Raw genomic sequence first — 19,907 nt, 5'->3', positions numbered from 1 at the left:
ATACCTCATATTTTTTTATAAGATTGGTATTTAAACAGGATATTTTATGCGTTCAATTTATTGTGGTCATTTAACAGCATCTCATATTAATCAAGAAGTCACATTATGCGGTTGGGTCAATAAGCGTCGAGATTTTGGCGGTATGATATTTATTGATATGCGTGATCGCGAAGGGATTGTACAAGTATTTTTTGATCCTGAATATCAACAAGCTTATCAACTTGCCAGTGAACTACGTAATGAATTTTGCATTCAAATTAAAGGAAAAGTAAGAGCAAGACCAGAAGGACAAGCAAATAAAGACATGGCTACGGGTGAAGTTGAAATCTTAGCCACTGAGCTGACAATTTTCAATCGCAGTGATGTGCTGCCACTTGATTTTAACCAAAACAACAGTGAAGAACAGCGTTTAAAATATCGCTATATTGATTTACGTCGTCCTGAAATGACAAACATCTTCAAAACTCGTGCTCAAATTACTGCGTTTGTACGTAACTTTATGAATGAGCATGGTTTTCTTGATATTGAAACCCCTATGTTAACCAAAGCAACGCCAGAAGGTGCGCGTGATTACCTTGTACCAAGTCGAATTCACAATGGTGAGTTTTATGCACTGCCACAATCACCGCAATTATTTAAACAACTATTAATGATGTCTGGCTTTGACCGCTATTATCAAATTGTAAAATGTTTTCGTGATGAAGATTTACGTGCAGATCGCCAACCAGAATTTACACAAATTGATGTTGAAACTTCGTTTATGACCGCAGAGCAAGTCCGTGAAGTTATGGAGCAAATGATCCGTGAACTTTGGTTACATGTTAAAAATGTGGATTTAGGTCAATTCCCTATCATGACGTTTGCCGAAGCGATGCGCCGTTATGGTAGCGATAAACCTGATTTACGAAATCCATTAGAAATAATAGATGTTGCCGATTTAGTAAAAGATGTCAATTTTAACGTATTCTCAACCCCAGCAAATGATCCAAAAGGTCGAGTTGCATTACTTTGCGTACCAAACGGAGCCCAGTTAACCCGTAAACAGTTAGATGATTACACACAATTTATTTCGGTCTATGGCGCTAAAGGTATGGCATGGATTAAAGTCAACGACCGTAATAAAGGTCTTGAAGGGGTACAAAGTCCGGTTGCTAAATTCTTTAATGAAACGCAAATGGAAGCACTGTTGAATCGTGCTAATGCCAAAGATGGTGATATTTTATTATTTGGGGCAGATAGTTATAAAGTTGTCAGTGATGCATTAGGTGCACTACGATTAAAAGTAGGTAAAGATTTAAATCTGACTGATGAAAATAGGTGGGCTGTGCTTTGGGTAGTAGATTTCCCAATGTTTGAAGAAACGGAAGAAGGTCTTAGTGCGATGCACCATCCGTTTACATCACCAAAAGACTTGACGCCAGAACAGCTTAAACAAAATCCTGAAAACGCGATAGCTAACGCTTATGACATGGTTATCAATGGATATGAAGTAGGTGGAGGGTCAGTACGTATTCACCGTAGTGAAATGCAACAAGCTGTGTTTTCTATTTTAGGTATAAATGAACACGATCAACGCGAAAAATTTGGCTTTTTACTTGATGCGCTAAAATATGGTACACCGCCACATGCAGGACTTGCATTTGGTTTAGATAGATTAAGTATGCTATTAACAGGTACCGATAATATCCGGGATGTTATCGCATTTCCTAAAACAACAGCGGCAACTTGTTTAATGACAAATGCACCAAGCCCGGCAAATCCTAATGCATTAGCTGAGCTTGGTATTGAAGTTAGCAAAAAATAGTGATGTCTTAATGCAAAAGTTCAAAAAGCCTGAATCTGTTTTAGTTGTTATTTACTGTCAAAAAACTTTGCGTTGTCTTATGCTACAACGCAAAGATGATCCCAATTTTTGGCAGTCAGTAACAGGTAGCATGGAAGATAACGAATTGCCGGTTGAAACTGCCATTCGTGAAGTTTTTGAAGAAACAGGCATTGATATTTTAGGTAAAAATCTTAATTTAATCGATACTAACCATACGGTTGAATTCAAGATTTTTCCACAATTTAGGCATCGATATGCACCTGAAGTTGAAATAAATAAAGAACATTGGTTTTATTTACCGCTCGAAAATGAAATAACACCAACGCTTACTGAACATTTAGCCTATCAATGGTTGACAATTAGCGATGCAGCTAAAATAACAGCATCGCCAAATAATCAAGAAGCAATTAATGAAATTATTCAATTAAACGAGATTAACTAAGGAGTAGGAAATGAAATTAAGTCAGTATGCCATTATGTTATCAAGCTTATTGTATTTTATACCTAATAGTTATGCTGAAATAAATATTAAAACATGCCAAACCAACAAAACTGATTATATCATTTTCGATGAAATCGATTCGCAAATTGCCGAAAATATTATCGAACACAAATTACATAATCAACCTGAAATAAGAGAAAATACCATCATCAAAGTGTTTGCTAATGAAAACAATGATGATAGAAACTATTGGATTGCTTCTTTTGAGTTTGAAGATCAAACGACCCAATATCTTTTTTATCAAGTAGATGAAAATAAATTTATTGATATCGACCAACAGCAATTTAAAACATTATTACCTAAAATTGTGAAATGCAATCTAAATCAACAAGTGCCTATTTATAGTGAAAATTTTGACGCTGACTAGTTGATGACAAAATAACGTTAACATTTAGGATGTTAGACTACCTTAAATTAGTGTAAACAAAGGCAGATTAATAGGGAGTAATTATTTTTATGAACTTGACCAATTTTCGTGATTTTTTAAATTATCTTGAAGAACAAGGTGAATTAAAACGTATTCCCTATCCTGTTAATCCTTATCTGGAAATGACCGAAATTGCAGATCGTGTTTTACGTTCTAAAGGCCCAGCCTTATTATTCGAAAATCCTATTGGTTATGACATGCCCGTACTTTGTAACCTATTTGGAACACCCAAACGTGTTGCGATGGGAATGGGGTTAGAAGATACATCACAATTACGTGAAATTGGTGAATTATTAGCTTTTTTACGTGAGCCTGAACCACCAAAAGGCATTAAACAATTTTTTAATGTGTTACCCAAATATAAGCAAATATTAAATATGCCTGTTAAGCGACGATCATCTGCGCCTTGTCAGGAATTGATTTTTAAAAATGAAGAAGTTGATTTAACTTGTCTGCCGATCATGCATTGTTGGCCCGATGATGTAGCACCACTTTTAACTTGGGGACTAACGATAACGAAAGGACCTTATAAAGAAAGGCAAAATGTCGGCGTTTATCGCTTACAATTATTGGGTAAAAATAAGTTAATTATGCGCTGGCTATCTCATCGAGGAGGAGCGCTCGATTTTGCAGAATGGCAACAAGCTCATCCTAATGAAAAGTTTCCTGTTAGCGTTGCCATTGGTGCAGATCCAGCAACCATTTTAAGTGCAGTCACTCCCGTACCAGATACCTTACCAGAATACGCCTTTGCAGGTCTGTTACGGAATAGTCGAACTGAAGTAGTAAAATCGCTATCCAATGATTTAGATGTCCCCGCTACCGCCGAAATTATCTTAGAAGGCTATATTGATCCGAATGAATTAGCGCCTGAAGGCCCATATGGTGATCATACAGGTTACTACAACGAAGTTGAAAAATTTGCTGTTTTTACGGTAACTCATCTAACTCGTCGAAAAGATGCGATTTATCACTCTACCTATACGGGTCGTCCACCCGATGAACCGGCCGTAATGGGACTCGCTTTAAATGAAGTCTTTATCCCTATTTTACAAAAACAATTTCCTGAAATTGTCGATTTTTATTTACCACCCGAAGGATGTTCCTACCGAATTGCAATTGTGACCATCAAAAAACAGTATCCAGGTCATGCTAAACGTGTCATGATGGGCGTTTGGTCTTACTTACGCCAATTTATGTATACCAAATTTGTTATTGTATGTGATGATGATATCAATGCCCGAGATTGGAAAGATGTCATGTGGGCTATTTCAACGCGCATGGATCCTCATCGTGATACCACATTTATTGACAATACGCCGATTGATTATTTAGATTTTGCTTCGCCTGTTTCTGGGTTAGGCTCAAAAATGGGATTAGATGCGACCAATAAATGGCAAGGCGAAACTCAGCGAGAATGGGGAAAAATCATCAAAAAAGATCCAAAAGTTGTGGCTTATATCGATGAAATTTGGGATAAACTTGGCTTAGAGTAAACAGACTTAATAAGTTCAATTAAACACTCTACATTGGATCAATAGCATCGATATTTATCGTTGATGACAAATAGGAATAAATAAATAGCCGTTAAAATCATAAGCAAGCTCACATTGAACGGTATTAACTTATTGTAATATCAATGATTTTGCATTGAATATAACTTAAAATTGATAAACACTCAAAACAGATTTAATTATCATCTATAAATTTATTAGTATATAATTAGTCATAATTTATTTTTTCCAATTTTAGAAATAAGGGGTTATAGATGGACAAGGAAAAAAACGCCGCACCATCATTTCAAGATGTATTAGAATATATTCGTTTATCACGTCGTTTAAACAAATTAAAACGTGAAATATCCGATAATGAGAAAAAAATCCGAGATAACCAAAAACGAGTATTATTACTTGAAAATTTGAGTGATTATATAAAACCAGATATGACTTATGACGAACTTCAAGCGATTATTGCTAACATGAAAAGTGATTATGATGATCGTGTAGATGATTATATTATCAAAAATGCTGAAATTTCAAAAGAACGCCGTGAAATCAGCAACAAAATGCGTAGCTATCGTTCTCACTAACATATAGCAGATTTACTCCCATTCAATAATGGGAGTAAAGACAATTACCACAACTCAACCACCGGCTAGCTTTACTTTAAAGCCTTTTTCTTCCAGCAAAGATTTGAGTAAATCACGTTTATCGCCTTGAATTTCAATGCTACCATTTTTAACTGCGCCACCACAACCACAACGTTTTTTGAGTTCCGCAGCTATTTTTTGAAGTTGGGCATTATCAAAATCAAATCCTGAAATGACGCACACACCTTTGCCTTTACGTCCGGATGTTTGGCGTTGAATTCGAATAATCCCATCCCCTTTAGGTCGAGATTCTTTTACTTCAACCGATTTAATACGACCTTGATCGGTAGAATAAACAAGTGGATTATCAGACATCATGAAATTAACTCTTGCTCAAATCAAGGGTTGATAAAATAGTTTGCAATGCTAATGAAGGATCTTCTGCTTGCGTAATCGGACGACCAATAACCAGATAATCCGATCCTGCGGCTTGCGCACGTTGTGGCGTCATAATTCGACGCTGATCATCAGCATTTGAACCGGCGGGTCTGATACCTGGCGTCACTAACTTGAAATCACTCCCTAAGCGAGTTCTAAAACTTTGCACTTCTTTAGCGGAGCATACTACGCCATCAAGCCCACAATTTTTGGCTAACAAAGCTAATTTAGTGGCTTGTTCCAAAGGCGAAACAGGGATACCGATTTCTTGAAGATCTACCGACTCCATGCTTGTTAAAACAGTTACCGCAATTAAAAGAGGCGCATCTTTACCATATGGATAGAGTGCGTCTTTCGCCGCCTGCATCATCCGAGACCCACCACTAGCATGAACATTTGTCATCCAAACACCTAAATCAGCAGCAGCAATTATCGCTTTCGCAACAGTATTTGGAATATCATGAAATTTCAGATCCAAAAAAACATCGAAACCTTTATTCATAATCTGTTTAATAAAATCGGGCCCCGCATGCGTAAAAAGCTCTTTGCCAATTTTTAAACGACAATCTTTTGGCTCAACACGATCAATAAAATTCCAAGCTGATTTAACATCAGCAAAATCAACAGCAACGATAATAGGTGAAGACATAACAGATTTATTCCTTTTATTAATAACTAATCGCTATTTTTTTTAACAAATTCATTTAAATCATTATAAAAGATTTTGGCACTTTCTTTATAGCCTTGCAAGGTTTGATGTACTAAATCTGACCGAGCCAATCCATACTTAGACCAAAGCTTAACCGAATGACTTCCCCCCATAGCGGCCTGCCAATCCCAAAACAGTGTTTTTTCTGATTTAGCCACTTGTTTTTGAATCCTTTTTACTAAATTATAAGACTTTGGAATTTCAGTTTGATTAATCATTGTATCAGGAGGTGAAATCAATAAAATTGCAGCATTCGGCAATAATTTTCGAATTTTACGAATGTTGTAGACTAAATTTTTCCGATATTCATCTGCATCTAAAGTCTCATCGAAACTCTCGTTTGTTCCATACTCCAAAATAACCAAATCGCTTTTGGATAATAATAATTCCTGAAACCACTGAGGACGCCATTTTTGCCAAATTGTTTGCTTAGCCCCATTCGAACCAATCGCAGATACAATAACACCCGACTTGTTGGCTCGAGTTAACCAAAATCCACCAATTTCAGTGCTATCTTTACTTTTAATGGTAATAGGAAGCGTTGAAGTAAACGTTGTCGTTTGCCAACCACCAAATTTATTCTTGAAACTAAAGGTAATTTTATCTTTATTATAGATACTTAATGGATTTTTAGTTATTTTCTTAGTTTTAAAAATAAGGCTAACTTTCCATATATCTCTATCGTCTGCTTTAAGTGCCAACTCAACAGAAGCTTGAGAATTAATAGGTTTAGCGATAAAACCGCCCATAGGAAAATCGAGATTACTTAATACTCGGCTACTTAACAATTCCCAATTAGAATCTTTCAAACTAACTCGAGTATGGTTTTGCCCTTTAACCCAAATAGGAGGAACCCAACCTATACCTGCATCACCATATTTATCTTGCATCAACGCTCTAAATTCGCCTGTAAAAAAATCTGCAGCGGTATGAGAATCACCAAATTGGGTGATATTAACAACTTTATGGGTGTGGTCTTGATTATTGACTAATGAATTTAAGCGTAAAACAAATTGTTTAGCATTTGGATCGCCAAAATCAACAATCACAGACTTAGACGTTGGAATACTTTCAGCCATAGTACTAAAACTGACAGTAAACACCACCAAAAAAACAGCAACCATAGTTTTAATGCATTGATTCAATGTGGGAATCCTCTGATAAAGTGGATGTGATTTGGTTCAAAATTGCTTGAGCTAAAAGCTTTTGTCCAGTTATTGTAAAATGAATACCATCGTCTATTCTTACTTTAATTTTTTGCTTATTAGTCTCAATATAGCTGTTAAATTGATCGTAAGAACAACCTAATAATGTATTGGTTTCCATAAAATGTTGATGCGCTTTTTCAACTTCGGATTCATATAAATGGCTTAAATAATTCATTCCGTCATTCAACTTTGGTTTACGCATACAAGGTGGTGAAAGCCAAAGTACTTTTACATTATGTTGATTTGCGATATCTAATATTGATGCAACACGTAAACGGTACTGTTCTTCCCACAATTGCGATTTAAACTTAGCATATTTAGCATATCCCTTAACAGGAAAATCCCACGGATCATTAGGGCCTAAAAAAATGACGATTAATTTAATGGAGGCATCAGCACTGATTGAATCATTAATTGTTTTTGGCCAATCAAAAGCTTTTGGATAAGCAAGCCCAGTACTTTGTTTACTCAAGTTAATACTTTCTATCTTATATTGTTTAAATAACATTTTTTTAACATATGGTGCAACCCCTTGCATTAATGAATCCCCCGCAAAAAGGACTTTGTCATTTTTAGTTAAAACAATCGGTGAAAGTTCAGTAAAATCGGTATCATTGCTAAGTCTTGGGTTACTTGATTCATCCAATGTTACCGTATTACCTAACGCTGTATTAGTCCGAGTACTGTCTAGTTGACTATCAGAATGAGTTTGACGTTTATTAGTAGCTTGCAGGTTATCACCCTTAATTAACGGTAATTTTTGTTTATTATTTTCAGTTGTGTGATTGGATTTTATTGTTTTGTTTTGCCGGTTATTTTGTTGTAACTGTTTATCTGCAATTGCGTTTGCAGTCACGACATTAGGATGTTTTTGATTATCCTTTTCAATATTCGTGTTTTCTAACTCCTCTGATTCATACGATTCATTAGTCCATTTTGTCTGATCATCCTCAGTGACATTAGCATCATCCACCATTAATGCCATATCAAAAAACTCAAAATGGTAAGATTGCTGGCAATAAACCAATATTGATTTATGAAACAAAACCATTAAAGCAATAGCTGTAACAACTAACACTATAACAATATAAAATGCAGATAAGGTTTTGTTAGTTGGCATTGTTAGCATATTACTTAACTTCATAAAATCCTTCAAATTACTGTTCCTTGTCAAAACTGATCTTAAAAAATTTTAAAACACAATTAAAAACTGGCATAAATAAAATCGGGCATACCTGACGGCGCAAAATAAATGACACACCACAAAATTAATATCATTATCACAGGTAAACATAATTTATTAACTTTAGATAACAGTGCCGTTGCCAAATTTGGAAGATTTTTACACATTGGATAAACTAAATAAGCAACCATGATAATTAAAAAAGCCTGCCAATATTGTGGTTTTATCATCACATTATGCGTTAATGCCATTAAATAATCCAAAGCATCGGATAAATTTTCACAATAAAAAAACAACCAAGTAAAACAGACATAATGCCAAGTTAATAAACGCGCAATAAAAGGTGAGCGTTGACTAATCACATCACGACCAAAAAAGCGATCACCAATATTCAGAGCCACAATACCAATACCATGGCAAATACCCCAAATAATAAAATTGATACCTGCACCATGCCATAATCCAGATAAAAACATTGCCAACAAAACATTGATTTGTGTTCGGGTAAATCCCTTACGATTACCGCCAAGCGGAATATAAATATAATCCCGAATCCATTGAGATAAACTTATGTGCCAACGCGCCCAAAAATGCCTTAAATTTAAAGATAAATAAGGTTGGTTAAAATTAATTGGTAGACGAAACCCTAACAACAAAGCAATACCTGTCACCAAATCCGTATAGCCTGAAAAATTGAGATAAATTTGAATTGCATAAGCATATACACCCACTAATAAATCAATCACACTAAATTCTAATGGATTGGCAAAAATGGGGTTAACCCATGCATCATTTATCCAACCACCTAAACAATAAACTTTAATGATTGACATCATGATTAATATAAAAGCTCGATATGGCTCTAAAATTTGGCGGGGTTGGCAAACTGAAATTTGCGGCAAAAAATCTTTAGCTCGATTGATCGGCCCTGCGACAATACTGGGGAAAAAAGATAAAAAAAGTGCAAAATCCCAAAATTTAGCTACTTCAATCTCTTTTCTTTTAACTGAAACTAAATAACTGACAGAATGGAAAGTATAAAAGGAAATCCCAATAGGGATTAGCACAGAAAATAATGGTAATAAAATAGGAATATGAAAGACGTTAAGTAAAGCTTGTAGTTCTTGTCGAAAAAAATCAAAATATTTGAATAATGCTAAATTACTAATCGATATTATTAAGCCAAAAATCAACCAACTTTTAGCATGATCTTTTGAAACCGATATCATAATGGAAATAAGATAAGTTACACTGGTATAAACACCAAGAATCAACGCAAATTGCCAACTATAACTGCTTACAATTAAATAACTTGAAACGAGTAACAAGGCATTTTGGAATTTAGGTAATAAGTTAAATGCCCAATATATAGCAAAAAAAACGATAAACAACAGACCAAATTCAATTGATAAATAACTCACTATAATCCTTCGTTAAAACATTTACATATAAAATAATATCCCTCAACACTTCCATGAAAATATTTAATCGCAAATCAACTCTGATTGAGAAAGAACATAATAAACCAGTAATTCTTTATTCAACCCAGTTATTGACACTAACTGACGTCTGGCATTCAACCAGAGTTCATAAAGAGCAGTAATTTTTTCATAACTTAATGTTGCCAATAATCTTACCAATGGCACTTGATCACGATTAATAATATACCGCCCAGCTTTTTGTTTTGCTTTCAAAGCATCACTTAATAAAGCACAAAACCAACTAATGCGATCAATAAAATGGTCATGCTCAAATGTTACGCCAAGCGTCCAAAAATCATTATTAGGAATAACACTCAATAAATTTTCACAAAATACTTTACGTTGTTGCCATTTTGTAGGATCCAACAAAGTTTTTGCTGTTAATGGCGCATTTTCGCTTAATAACAAAGCTGACGCAAGTTCATTATCACTATAATGCAAACCCTGTATATTTTTCAACCAATCCATAGACTGTTCAAGCTTAGGTATCGGTAAAAAATAAGAAAAACAACGACTATAAATAGTTGGTAATAAATGACTATTATGATCGTCACTTAAAATAAAATAAGTATTTGCAGGTGGCTCTTCTAACGTTTTCAATAATGCATTTGCGGCGGCTTCGGTCATTAAGGCAGCATGTTTAATCCAAATCACTTTATTACCGCCTTGCTGTGATTTTTCGTAAATTTTAGCGGTAATACTTCGAATCTGATCGATACCGATCGATTGCTTACCCTGTTCGTTAGTTATCTGATAATAATCAGGATGATGATGAGACAAAAATAACTGGCAGCTATGACATTTTAAACAAGGGGCTAGATCACTTGATGCTTGGCATAATAAACGATTTGATAATTGCTCAATTAGCTCATTTTCACCACTACCTTGAATATAATTAATTAATAAAGCATGATGGGCTCGATCATGTAAAATACTTGTCGCTAATTGCTGATATGGCTGCGTGAGCCAACTATATCCATTTTTGATCATGCATTATTAACCTGTATTAATGATAACCATGCAGTTAACACGTCTTCAATTTGCTGTGTTACCACATTCATTGATTGACTGGCATCAATAGTCACAATAGTATCATCTTGCATAGCAAGCTCTAAATAGCGTTGACGAGTACGTTCAAAAAATAGGATAGATTGCTGCTCAATCCTATCTAGCTGACCACGAGATTTTGCTCGCATTAATCCTATTTTTGGATCAACATCCAAATACAAAGTTAAATCGGGTTTAAAATCACCTAACACTTGCTTTTGTAACGTTTCAATCAATACGCTATCAAGTTGGCGTCCCCCACCTTGATATGCCTGCGTGGATAAATCATGACGATCACCTATTACCCATTTTCCTATTTTAAGAGCGGGTTTTATAACATTATCAATAAGTTGAATTCGAGCCGCATATAACATCAATAATTCAGCTTTATCCGTTAATGGCTCATGTTCTAAACCATTTTTAATAATATTACGTAACGCTTCAGCAATCGGTGTTCCACCCGGCTCACGAGTAAATTGTAAATCTTCAATATTAGATTGCTTTAAAATACGCGCAACAGTATTAATTGCTGTGGTTTTTCCTGCACCTTCAAGTCCTTCAATGACAATAAATTTGCCGGTCATACTTATTTCCTAAATTAATTAAGCTGATGTACAAGTAAACATTGCGCTATTGTACGCTATTTTTACCGATTATTTTAGTTCGTATCGTAAATACCATGTTAATACTTATCAAATATGAGAACTTTTTAATAGACCGACAGAGTAGAACATCCTGTTTACTTAGCCGCAATTGGTTTATAACATCCAAATAAATCCGAATAAAAATAATTAGATATTATTCAGTTATAGAAAAGTCATTGTATATGTGAACTTTATATCTATTATCTTGTCAATATAAGATATCGATTGTTTTTTCGCTCGCTTATCATCAGTTTAGTAAGTAATTTATCGTAGTATTAATGAGTAATCAAAGCAGTGTTGAAAAAGAAAATAAAGTTTTTAGATAAGATAGAATCATTAAGCGGACTTTCAATCAAATCTAAACAAGAATATAAAACAAAATTAATCTGGAATAACAAGGAATGAAAAAAATACTTCTACTATTAGTCACATTTATGTCACTAGTAACATTAACCAGTTGCAACAAAACACCTTTAGAAAAGGTTTTAAAAGATGTAAAAAACAATCATCCTAAAACCATAACCTTATCTGATTATACTAATTTTAAATGGGATGAAGTTTGGTTAATCAGTGGCAGTATTAGTGGACGTTATATTACATTAATGCGAGAACAAAATATTGATGTTAAGAAAGTAGAATCTTTTCCAAATTCTAGATATGGAATAGCTCAAGAATTCTCTAATACAGTTGTGTATGTATATAATAACAAAGTAGTTTATTACGAGTTCCCTCCAGATGCCAGAGATTATGTGGCTTTGGCTTCAGAGGGAGCATTAGCTCTTTTAGATTTTAAACTAGAAAGAGGACAGATTATGGTTGTTTCAAGTAATAATTCCGAATGTAAAGTAAAAGATGGAGATCTAGTTCCCATTAAGCCGATTAAGATTTACGAAAACATGGATGAAAAATTGAAATGATCCCTAATGCATTAATCAATGAATTAGCCATACCAAGTATTGGATTATGATCATGAAAAAAGTTCATATAATCAAGCAACCTATTCTCTCACTATTAGAATACATTTCAGCAACAGTTTATCCCTATGTGTATAGGAAACAAAATAATATCTTAATTAGTAACGATGATCCTATCTTGATATTGTTCAGAGCAAATCATTATTAGAATTTACTATGTCTTAATATGATGAAATTACAGAAAAATATGCAGAAAAAAGTTTAAACGCTTCATTATCCGCTAGTAAAAAAACATTAACTAAATATGTTGAAAAATCCACAACTGAAATCAGTGAATTAATAAAAAAGGAAATTTTAGCGGCTAAAATAAATTTAGAAGACGAAAGAAAGAAAATTAATACCCATTCAATGGTAAATTTAGTATTACTTATATTTGTAATATTTCTTATTTTTTTAAATATTTTAATTAAATAATGGTAAAGCCAACTATTGTTGGCTTTTATTAATAGTGATAACGACACGATAAAATAATAATACAATTATTTTCAATTTTATAAACTAACCTATCTTCACTGTTTATGCGTCTTGACCAATATCCTGATAAATTAAATTTTAATGCTTCGGGCTTTCCAACTCCCGAAAAAGGTGTTTTGCTAATATCCTTTAATAGTTCATTAATCCTTTTTATCATTTTCTTATCGGTTGCTTGCCAATAAAGATAGTCATTCCAAGATTCATCGGAAAATAATTTATTCATCATTCAACACACGCTCTTTTAAATTCCCATTATTAATTTGTTCTAATGAATTTAACAAATGTTGAGCATTAGCGGGAGAACGTAGTAAGTATGCAGTTTCTTGTAACGCTGTAAAATCATCATACGACATTAAAATACAGTTATCTCCATTTTGTCTTGTGATAACTGTGGGCATTCTATCATTTACAACTTCGTCCATTGTTGCTGATAAATTAGCTCGAGCAGCTGAATAACTAACATGTCTCATAATTATTATTCCTCTTAAAAGTAATTAACCAATAAACATTGTACAACAAACCTGTACAATGTCAATGATTTTAACCTTCAATTATTGAAATAATTTTTATATTTTTTAGTTCTGTTTCAAATTCTTCATCATCATCTAGGTTTTATATCCATCCTAACCCTTCCCAAGCCGGTTTTTTATTCAAAATTAATTTTGCAGGTTTTCCCCTGAATTCAACCATCACAATAGCTTTTTTTTAACTTGATATTTTCATCAATTTTATCTTTATCTAGGGAATTTTCGTTTTATCCCTGTGTATACAGGGAACACTTAATTCTGTTTTATGTTTCACTAAGAGGGAACGGTTTATCCCTATGTATATAGGGAACACAGCCTCGAATCTCACGTACAGCGACCCAATCGTGGTTTATCCCTATGTGTATAGGGAACACCAATACAGGCGCACGGTGATGGAGAAATTACCCGGTTTATCCCTATGTGTATAGGGAACACGGATAAACACCCGTTTGCAAATTGATTGTTTTCGGTTTATCCCTATGTGTATAGGGAACACGTGTTGAGCTCATCAGCTGAACCCATTGTTTGCGGTTTATCCCTATGTGTATAGGGAACACGTTTATATACCTCTGAACGTTTAAGTATGATCACGGTTTATCCCTATGTGTATAGGGAACACCTCTTTTGTTATATCAAAATATTTAGAATAAGCGGTTTATCCCTATGTGTATAGGGAACACGTAAACAATTCGCGCGTAAATAGAGCGGCTGTCCGGTTTATCCCTATGTGTATAGGGAACACTGTTTTAAACGGGAAAAAATTAATACCCGTAACGGTTTATCCCTATGTGTATAGGGAACACGTTTTTATCATCCTGTGGATTAGTGGTCATGTTCGGTTTATCCCTATGTGTATAGGGAACACACATGGTCTAAAATACTAGTTTTAACAAATACCGGTTTATCCCTATGTGTATAGGGAACACTCTAATTATAACTTATTGTTTATTAATTAAAATAGAGAGGTGTAAAATTCTACCGATTTATTGATGCTTTTTTAGGCGATTGGTTTTAATACGCATCTGGAATGTAATTTTATATTTATCATAATGTTAACTATGTTTAAAAAGATTTTTAAGTAGAGCCTGCTTTTGCAACTCCTCGGCGCACCGACCGATTTTGATAGCAATGGTATATTTTACTTTTCGGTAATTGATTTTGACGAATGGTTAAATGCTGATCTTGCCTTTAATTTAGGCAAGTATTTAGCATCAATTTATGTTTAATCCTATAACTATCAAAACTAACAATCTGTACGCATTATGATTTTAACCATTGCCATAATCAACCAGTTTGCCTGTCTTTTCGTCACGTACGCCCCATTCTAAACGGCTGTCTAATATGGCTTGTTGTACTGTTTCTGGATAGTCCGATAAGGTGGTTTCTTTCGGGACTGGTTTGCCTGTTTTGCCTGCTTGGCGAATCACCTTCGGCCAACGGGGTTGCCAGCATAAACATTCCGAAATAAAGTAGCCCACGGTGTAAAACGGTAATAAAATTAAAAATACTGGGATTAATAAAATATACATCCAAAATGTAGACGCATTTTTTGCTGCATGAATCATCGGGCTTACATGACCACTAAAACCGTGGAAAGGCATGGGTAAATGGGTGCTTAAACGGGGTTTAGGCAGATTGTCCCGTCCGTGCTCCATATAACGGCGGATAAATTCCCATTCGTCTTTATAGTCTTGTGGGTTATAGGTGTTTTTGCCGATGCCGACGGAGTGGGCAATCGGAAAGCCGGTTTTATACGGGTGAAAGGTCATTAAATTAACCATATTAGTGCCACCCATATCCGAGCCAGTCTCGCCAAAGTTCGACGGCATAATATGTTCCCATTTAAACACCACCGTACCACCGCAGTATTTAGGGCGCTGAATATAGACTTGCCGTGTCACCCGATTAAAGCGTACCCGAATATGGCGTATGGTGAAGAGTTCAAAACGGTAAATATAACGGAAATAGCGGATGCATAAATAAATTGAAATTAAAAATATAAATGTAAAAAATATAACAGCCGTTGTGTAACCTGCAACTTTATCTGTTTGATCATTATACAACAAAATAAAACTATATATAGAATTATAAGCAGAACTTATAGGTATCAGAAATATAAGTAAACTAATCCATGTCAAAATACCTCGAAAATTCTCAAACATTCCGCCTCGAATTTCTAAATAGCGATCGTTATACGCGTAGTAAGGCCCTATTGGTCTGGGGTTATCACTGACCGATTCTTGGGTATAGTCTTTTTGCACTTCTTTGAGTATCATATCGGCATGGTTATAGCCCATTTTTAATTTTTTACGGGTTTCGGATTTCATGGCGTTACCAAACCATAATAAAAATTCGCCTACGTACATATTAAAAAGTCTCCTGTAGTGCTTGATGCCATTCTGTGAGTTCTTCGCCTAAATCTTTAAATTTTTTACGTTCAAGGTCTTTACTAAAACAGCAGCGATCAAACCATTTTTGCATGGCATTGTCATCAAAAATAATCATGCAAACACTGACCACAATTATAATTATAGACGCGTAAAAATTAATTGCCGCCAGCCACACCACTGCACCTCGACCAATGGCAAACCGACCGATGACTAACCCGATTTCAGCCATTTTGACCCAAATAGTTCGTTCGATACTGGTCGTGATAATATTATCTAACCATGGCACTAATGCCCCTAAAGCAACTGCAAATTGTGAAATACTTAGTGAAAGAGTTGCTAGACCTCTCACATAATATGCAATTCCTATGATAGGACTATTTCCCATAAGTTTTTTTGTACCATCACAAAAATCCAATACCGCCGATACTCCTCCAGCCATCAACGCAAAACTCGCCGACCATAAAAATAATCGCCCAAACGCATTATAGGTTACGGTAGCAGTTTTTGATGTTGGGTTATTGTCGATACAACTTTTGATTGCACTGGTCAGGATTTGCGTGCCCGCTGCTGCACTTGCCATTAGGGATGCGGTTAATTCGGCTAATTCCCGTGTGCCATTCCATTTACCATCGATTAATTTTTTGAGAGTTTCGTAGCTACTAAATGCAAATACCATCATGGCGATTTTGGTATTGACTAAATCGGCATGATTAAAATTTTCACGCGCAACCCGTGTTATTTGTGGAGCGCCTCGTTTAGGGGTGGCTGTAAAAGAATGTCCGTTGATATTATAGCCCGATTCATACATTTCTAATGCCTTATCACTAATTTTAGCAAAAATTAAGTTGCCTAGGCGGTTTTGAATTGTTTGATTAAATTTTTGAGTCGTGACTCTTAAAAAACTTCTGACAAGATCAGCAAAGGTAACCGATAACAATGCTATTGGAAAACCGCGATCCGCTATCTGATTGATAATCGACCCTGTCCGATTAACATGTTTAGTCAATTTGTTGAGTAAGTTAATCGCTTTATCGACATTTGGCTGATGGCTATTATTATCAGCAGACTCATTAATCGCTATGTTTTGTTGAATATCCAAGTATTCGTTAATATCGGCGATTAACGCTTTGTTGTTAAATAGGTAGGTTCGCATACATAAGTTGGTCGGGGTCACTTGCGGTTCATGCCACCATTCGTCTAACACTTTTCTGACTTTTGAGTATCCACTTGCGCCACACAAGCAAACGCTCATTTGTAGTTGAAACATGATTCCGTCTAAGGTTTAGGGTGAAAATCATCTATCTGATCTCGCCATTTATTATAATTCCATGTGACCACTTTGGTTTTCAGCGTTTCCAAATAGTCTAATGCCACTTGTTTTTCGGCTGGGGTAAGCTGTTGCTCTAAACGATTTTGGATTTCTTTGTTATATTCCCAAACCGGCGGTAGTTGATAAGCATACCACGCTAAATTCCTGCCTATCTCGATAATTTTTTGTTTTGCATAATCACTTAACAGTGACCAGGCATAGGCTTTAACCGGATCTTGCTCCCGTCCTAAACCATATAAATAGGCTTCAGTCATACGCAATATGCCTATTATTGAGCTATGCTCTGCCATTAGCTGGGCATAATCTATCGCCTGTTTTAAATCGTCTGATTTTAATGCTCTGCGGTATTCAGTTAATTTATTCAGCTGTTCATATTTCTGATCTTTATAGTGAGCTGCTTGTTGAAATAACATTCGCGCAATCAAATGTTCGTAACAGTGATAGCCACCTTCAATGGCGTAATTAAAATACTCAATACTTTTTTCTAATTGCTCATCTGGACAGGGGCGTGCCATACCTTGTTCATCATACCCACAAAAACCCATTTGCCAACCTTTTTCATAGGCAAAATAGGGATATTTTAAATCGGCAAACCGATCCCTTAAATACCATTTTATTTGTGAACTTTTAAACACCTCTGGTTCTACTAACGGTTTACCTGTATTATCCACTAGCTGATCCCGATACTTATCCATAAATTCTGTAAATGAGATCATCCCTTCTTCTTTGTAATCTTCATCAAAGAATTTATGCCAATTAAGGAGAGAATAATAATACGGCATGGCATTTTTATCCCATTGCCAGGCATGTTTTAAAAATTTGACTAAGTTGTCCGGACTAACTACCGCATGGAATACTTGATCGTCAAAGGCTGATTCATACAGCTTTTTAGCTTCGTGTATACGTAATAATTGATTTTCAGGAATGGTTGAAGGGTAAATTGTAAAATCCATAATTAAATTTTCCGGTTGATTAAGTTCATGGTTTCGTTTTTTTGAATTATCACTGCTTAAATATATAAGGCCAATACCGATAATAAAACCCAAAATAATGACAAAAATGGGTAATTTTTTCCGTATTGATTTATTTTTTTTAGCTGGATACTTCATTAAAGATACTCCAAATCATTTTGATTAAACACATCTACTTCAACAATACGTTCTTCTAGTTCTCCTTTATTAAAAACTCGGCAAGGTAGTATTTGATTTTTCGGTGCAAGTTTTTTTATTTCTTCATAAATGGGATAGATAGCATTCATTACCTGTTCTTGTTCAATCATTCTATTTTTATACTCCTTCATTCTAGCTAACGTCTTTCGATGTGTTTTACCAGTGAATAAAGCATATCCCCATAAGGCACAAGAAGTAATATACAGAAGTACACTATTTAACTTTCTTTCTGGTCGATATTTATAAGAAGCGCTATCTAGTGAAGGGGTAGGCGCCGGAATCATTCCTTGACTTGAAGTAGCAACTAAAATATTATTACACTCGTCAACATTGGCTGCAAAATTAGCATAAGTCACTTGTCCTAAACAACGAGTTTCTTGTTGCATTGAAATGACATTAGCTAAACACATTTTTGTATTTCTCAGTTCTTTTTTTTCAAGATCTTCATAAGCACCACCCCGACAGGAGTGTAATACCATAATGCCTTCATTTGGATGCCAAGGTAAACGTTCCATATTGTCTTCATCGTTAAAATAGATATCATTTCCGTCACCTTTTAAATTAAGTTTATCAGGTCCACCATGACCAAAATAATGAACTTGCCACAATGCATATTTATAAGCCGTTTCTGAGTTAGTTAATTCATTATATAGTTTTGTCCATTCAGCTTTAAATTCATTTGGATAAAGAAATCCTTTAATAATTCTTACTTCAGCATCTGGATATTTTTTTAATAGCCTCAACCGTTTATGTTTTGCTGCTTTTTCAAAGTCCGATGCGCCAGTGCCACCATAAGCAAATAGCACAAATAGAGGCGTTGGCACATTTTTTAGCACGACTTCTTGAACAGCAATATTTCCACCTTCAGGTTTTGTTGTTTGGGCTGTAAATACAGGTCCACTTTCTGAGTTTCCATTGTTATTAGGCATAATTAACAGCCTGCTTATCATTTCTATGGTTATTGTTTCGTTTTCATTTATAGTATTAAAGGCTTTTGTATATCCTTTTTCATCTGTTTTACCTTGCACTTTTCTACCGTCAGGCAGCGTGGCAATGTAAGGCTCGTTGGCATAGATTTTTCCGGTTTCATCTTTGCAGATAAATTTCACGGCATAATCACCTATCATATCGGGTAACGCTAACAAGGCGCTATTTATCGTTGTTGCCCCCATTTTTTGTAGGACATTACACTTCATGTACACATTATTCGGTGTACCCAGTACAATGCCTTTTTCGCTAATTTCAATATACGAACCGCCACACATTAAGGTGATTTTTTTACTGGCGGTTAACGTCATTTTGCCGTCTACACTGTCAATATTGACATTTTGTTTCGCTGCCATATTCAGGTTGGCATTTTGGGCTTGTATTTCAATATCCCCTTGGTTGGCAAAAACCTTCATCCCCGATTTATGAGCAAATAACCCTATCGCATCGCCCGATGCCAGTGTGATGTTTTTTAATGCCGTGATGTCAGTCTGGTTTTCAGC

21 protein-coding genes and 1 CRISPR repeat array are annotated in these 19,907 nt (G+C 35.0%); of the genes, 8 read left to right on the top strand and 13 right to left on the bottom strand.

The window, feature by feature from the left end:
• The first annotated feature begins 46 nt into the window (after positions 1–46).
• From aspS to tmaR, 5 genes are all read left to right on the top strand, one after another.
• Positions 47–1,804, top strand: coding sequence for an aspartate--tRNA ligase (aspS, locus tag ACGH6P_RS00105; RefSeq protein ID WP_411596454.1), 1,758 nt, complete (start codon positions 47–49; stop codon positions 1,802–1,804).
• Positions 1,805–1,814: 10 nt separating this feature from the next.
• On the top strand, positions 1,815–2,267 hold the full coding sequence (gene nudB, locus ACGH6P_RS00100; RefSeq protein WP_267352415.1) for a dihydroneopterin triphosphate diphosphatase: 453 nt from the start codon (positions 1,815–1,817) through the stop codon (positions 2,265–2,267).
• 10 nt (positions 2,268–2,277) lie between these two features.
• Positions 2,278–2,694 (top strand): hypothetical protein, encoded by a 417-nt coding sequence (locus ACGH6P_RS00095; protein WP_411596453.1) that lies wholly within the window; start codon positions 2,278–2,280, stop codon positions 2,692–2,694.
• 89 nt (positions 2,695–2,783) lie between these two features.
• The gene (gene ubiD, locus ACGH6P_RS00090; protein ID WP_411596452.1) at positions 2,784–4,250 is read left to right on the top strand and encodes a 4-hydroxy-3-polyprenylbenzoate decarboxylase; all 1,467 of its coding nucleotides are present in this window, start codon (positions 2,784–2,786) and stop codon (positions 4,248–4,250) included.
• Between the two features lie 272 nt (positions 4,251–4,522).
• Positions 4,523–4,843: a PTS system regulator TmaR gene (gene tmaR, locus ACGH6P_RS00085; protein ID WP_065558977.1), complete on the top strand. Its 321-nt coding sequence runs from the start codon at positions 4,523–4,525 to the stop codon at positions 4,841–4,843.
• A 54-nt stretch (positions 4,844–4,897) separates the two neighbouring features.
• Here tmaR and yciH read toward each other — a convergent pair whose 3' ends face one another.
• The 7 genes from yciH to tmk form a co-directional block, all read right to left on the bottom strand.
• Positions 4,898–5,221, bottom strand: coding sequence for a stress response translation initiation inhibitor YciH (gene yciH / locus ACGH6P_RS00080; RefSeq protein ID WP_411596451.1), 324 nt, complete (start codon positions 5,219–5,221; stop codon positions 4,898–4,900).
• Positions 5,222–5,225: 4 nt separating this feature from the next.
• Entirely contained in the window at positions 5,226–5,930 is a 705-nt protein-coding gene (pyrF, locus tag ACGH6P_RS00075; protein ID WP_411596450.1) for an orotidine-5'-phosphate decarboxylase, read from the bottom strand.
• Between the two features lie 26 nt (positions 5,931–5,956).
• Positions 5,957–7,135 (bottom strand): GDSL-type esterase/lipase family protein, encoded by a 1,179-nt coding sequence (locus ACGH6P_RS00070; RefSeq protein ID WP_411596449.1) that lies wholly within the window; start codon positions 7,133–7,135, stop codon positions 5,957–5,959.
• Positions 7,119–8,342, bottom strand: coding sequence for a DUF459 domain-containing protein (locus ACGH6P_RS00065; RefSeq protein WP_411596448.1), 1,224 nt, complete (start codon positions 8,340–8,342; stop codon positions 7,119–7,121). Before ACGH6P_RS00065 ends, ACGH6P_RS00070 begins: the two co-directional genes overlap by 17 nt.
• Before the next feature lie 59 nt (positions 8,343–8,401).
• A complete protein-coding gene (locus tag ACGH6P_RS00060; RefSeq protein ID WP_411596447.1) occupies positions 8,402–9,802 on the bottom strand; it encodes an MBOAT family O-acyltransferase in 1,401 nt (466 codons plus the stop codon).
• Between the two features lie 63 nt (positions 9,803–9,865).
• Complete coding sequence (locus tag ACGH6P_RS00055) at positions 9,866–10,852, bottom strand: DNA polymerase III subunit delta' C-terminal domain-containing protein (protein WP_411596446.1); 987 nt, start codon at positions 10,850–10,852, stop codon at positions 9,866–9,868.
• Entirely contained in the window at positions 10,849–11,493 is a 645-nt protein-coding gene (gene tmk, locus ACGH6P_RS00050) for a dTMP kinase (protein ID WP_267352423.1), read from the bottom strand. The genes ACGH6P_RS00055 and tmk overlap by 4 nt, the downstream gene beginning before the upstream one ends.
• Positions 11,494–11,954: 461 nt before the next feature.
• Here tmk and ACGH6P_RS00045 point away from each other — a divergent pair, with 461 nt between their 5' ends.
• A complete protein-coding gene (locus ACGH6P_RS00045) occupies positions 11,955–12,470 on the top strand; it encodes a hypothetical protein (protein WP_267352424.1) in 516 nt (171 codons plus the stop codon).
• Between the two features lie 231 nt (positions 12,471–12,701).
• Positions 12,702–12,941 (top strand): hypothetical protein, encoded by a 240-nt coding sequence (locus ACGH6P_RS00040; protein ID WP_411589974.1) that lies wholly within the window; start codon positions 12,702–12,704, stop codon positions 12,939–12,941.
• A gap of 28 nt (positions 12,942–12,969) precedes the next feature.
• On the opposite strand, the gene ACGH6P_RS00035 is transcribed toward ACGH6P_RS00040, so the two are convergent.
• A complete protein-coding gene (locus tag ACGH6P_RS00035; protein ID WP_267352432.1) occupies positions 12,970–13,224 on the bottom strand; it encodes a Txe/YoeB family addiction module toxin in 255 nt (84 codons plus the stop codon).
• On the bottom strand, positions 13,217–13,471 hold the full coding sequence (locus ACGH6P_RS00030; protein WP_267352425.1) for a type II toxin-antitoxin system prevent-host-death family antitoxin: 255 nt from the start codon (positions 13,469–13,471) through the stop codon (positions 13,217–13,219). Before ACGH6P_RS00030 ends, ACGH6P_RS00035 begins: the two co-directional genes overlap by 8 nt.
• Before the next feature lie 280 nt (positions 13,472–13,751).
• Positions 13,752–14,454: direct repeats of the CRISPR family, unit length 29 nt; unit sequence CGGTTTATCCCTATGTGTATAGGGAACAC.
• A 165-nt stretch (positions 14,455–14,619) separates the two neighbouring features.
• Here ACGH6P_RS00030 and ACGH6P_RS00025 point away from each other — a divergent pair.
• Positions 14,620–14,754, top strand: a complete 135-nt coding sequence (locus ACGH6P_RS00025; protein WP_267369594.1) for a hypothetical protein — start codon at positions 14,620–14,622, stop codon at positions 14,752–14,754.
• A 42-nt stretch (positions 14,755–14,796) separates the two neighbouring features.
• Here the strand turns inward: ACGH6P_RS00025 and ACGH6P_RS00020 are convergent, their stop codons facing one another.
• The 4 genes from ACGH6P_RS00020 to ACGH6P_RS00005 all read right to left on the bottom strand — a co-directional run.
• Entirely contained in the window at positions 14,797–15,894 is a 1,098-nt protein-coding gene (locus ACGH6P_RS00020; protein ID WP_411596445.1) for a DUF6708 domain-containing protein, read from the bottom strand.
• A gap of 1 nt (position 15,895) precedes the next feature.
• Positions 15,896–17,185, bottom strand: a complete 1,290-nt coding sequence (locus tag ACGH6P_RS00015; RefSeq protein WP_411596444.1) for a hypothetical protein — start codon at positions 17,183–17,185, stop codon at positions 15,896–15,898.
• A gap of 8 nt (positions 17,186–17,193) precedes the next feature.
• Positions 17,194–18,357, bottom strand: a complete 1,164-nt coding sequence (locus tag ACGH6P_RS00010; protein WP_411596443.1) for a hypothetical protein — start codon at positions 18,355–18,357, stop codon at positions 17,194–17,196.
• Positions 18,357–19,907: DUF2345 domain-containing protein (locus ACGH6P_RS00005; protein ID WP_411596442.1), on the bottom strand; the 1,551-nt coding region annotated here is incomplete at its 5' end. The genes ACGH6P_RS00005 and ACGH6P_RS00010, both read right to left, overlap by 1 nt.

This window comes from Gilliamella sp. CG25, from assembly GCF_046635705.1.
GTDB lineage: Bacteria > Pseudomonadota > Gammaproteobacteria > Enterobacterales > Orbaceae > Gilliamella > Gilliamella apicola_I.
This window is presented reverse-complemented; position numbering and strand designations above follow the sequence as displayed.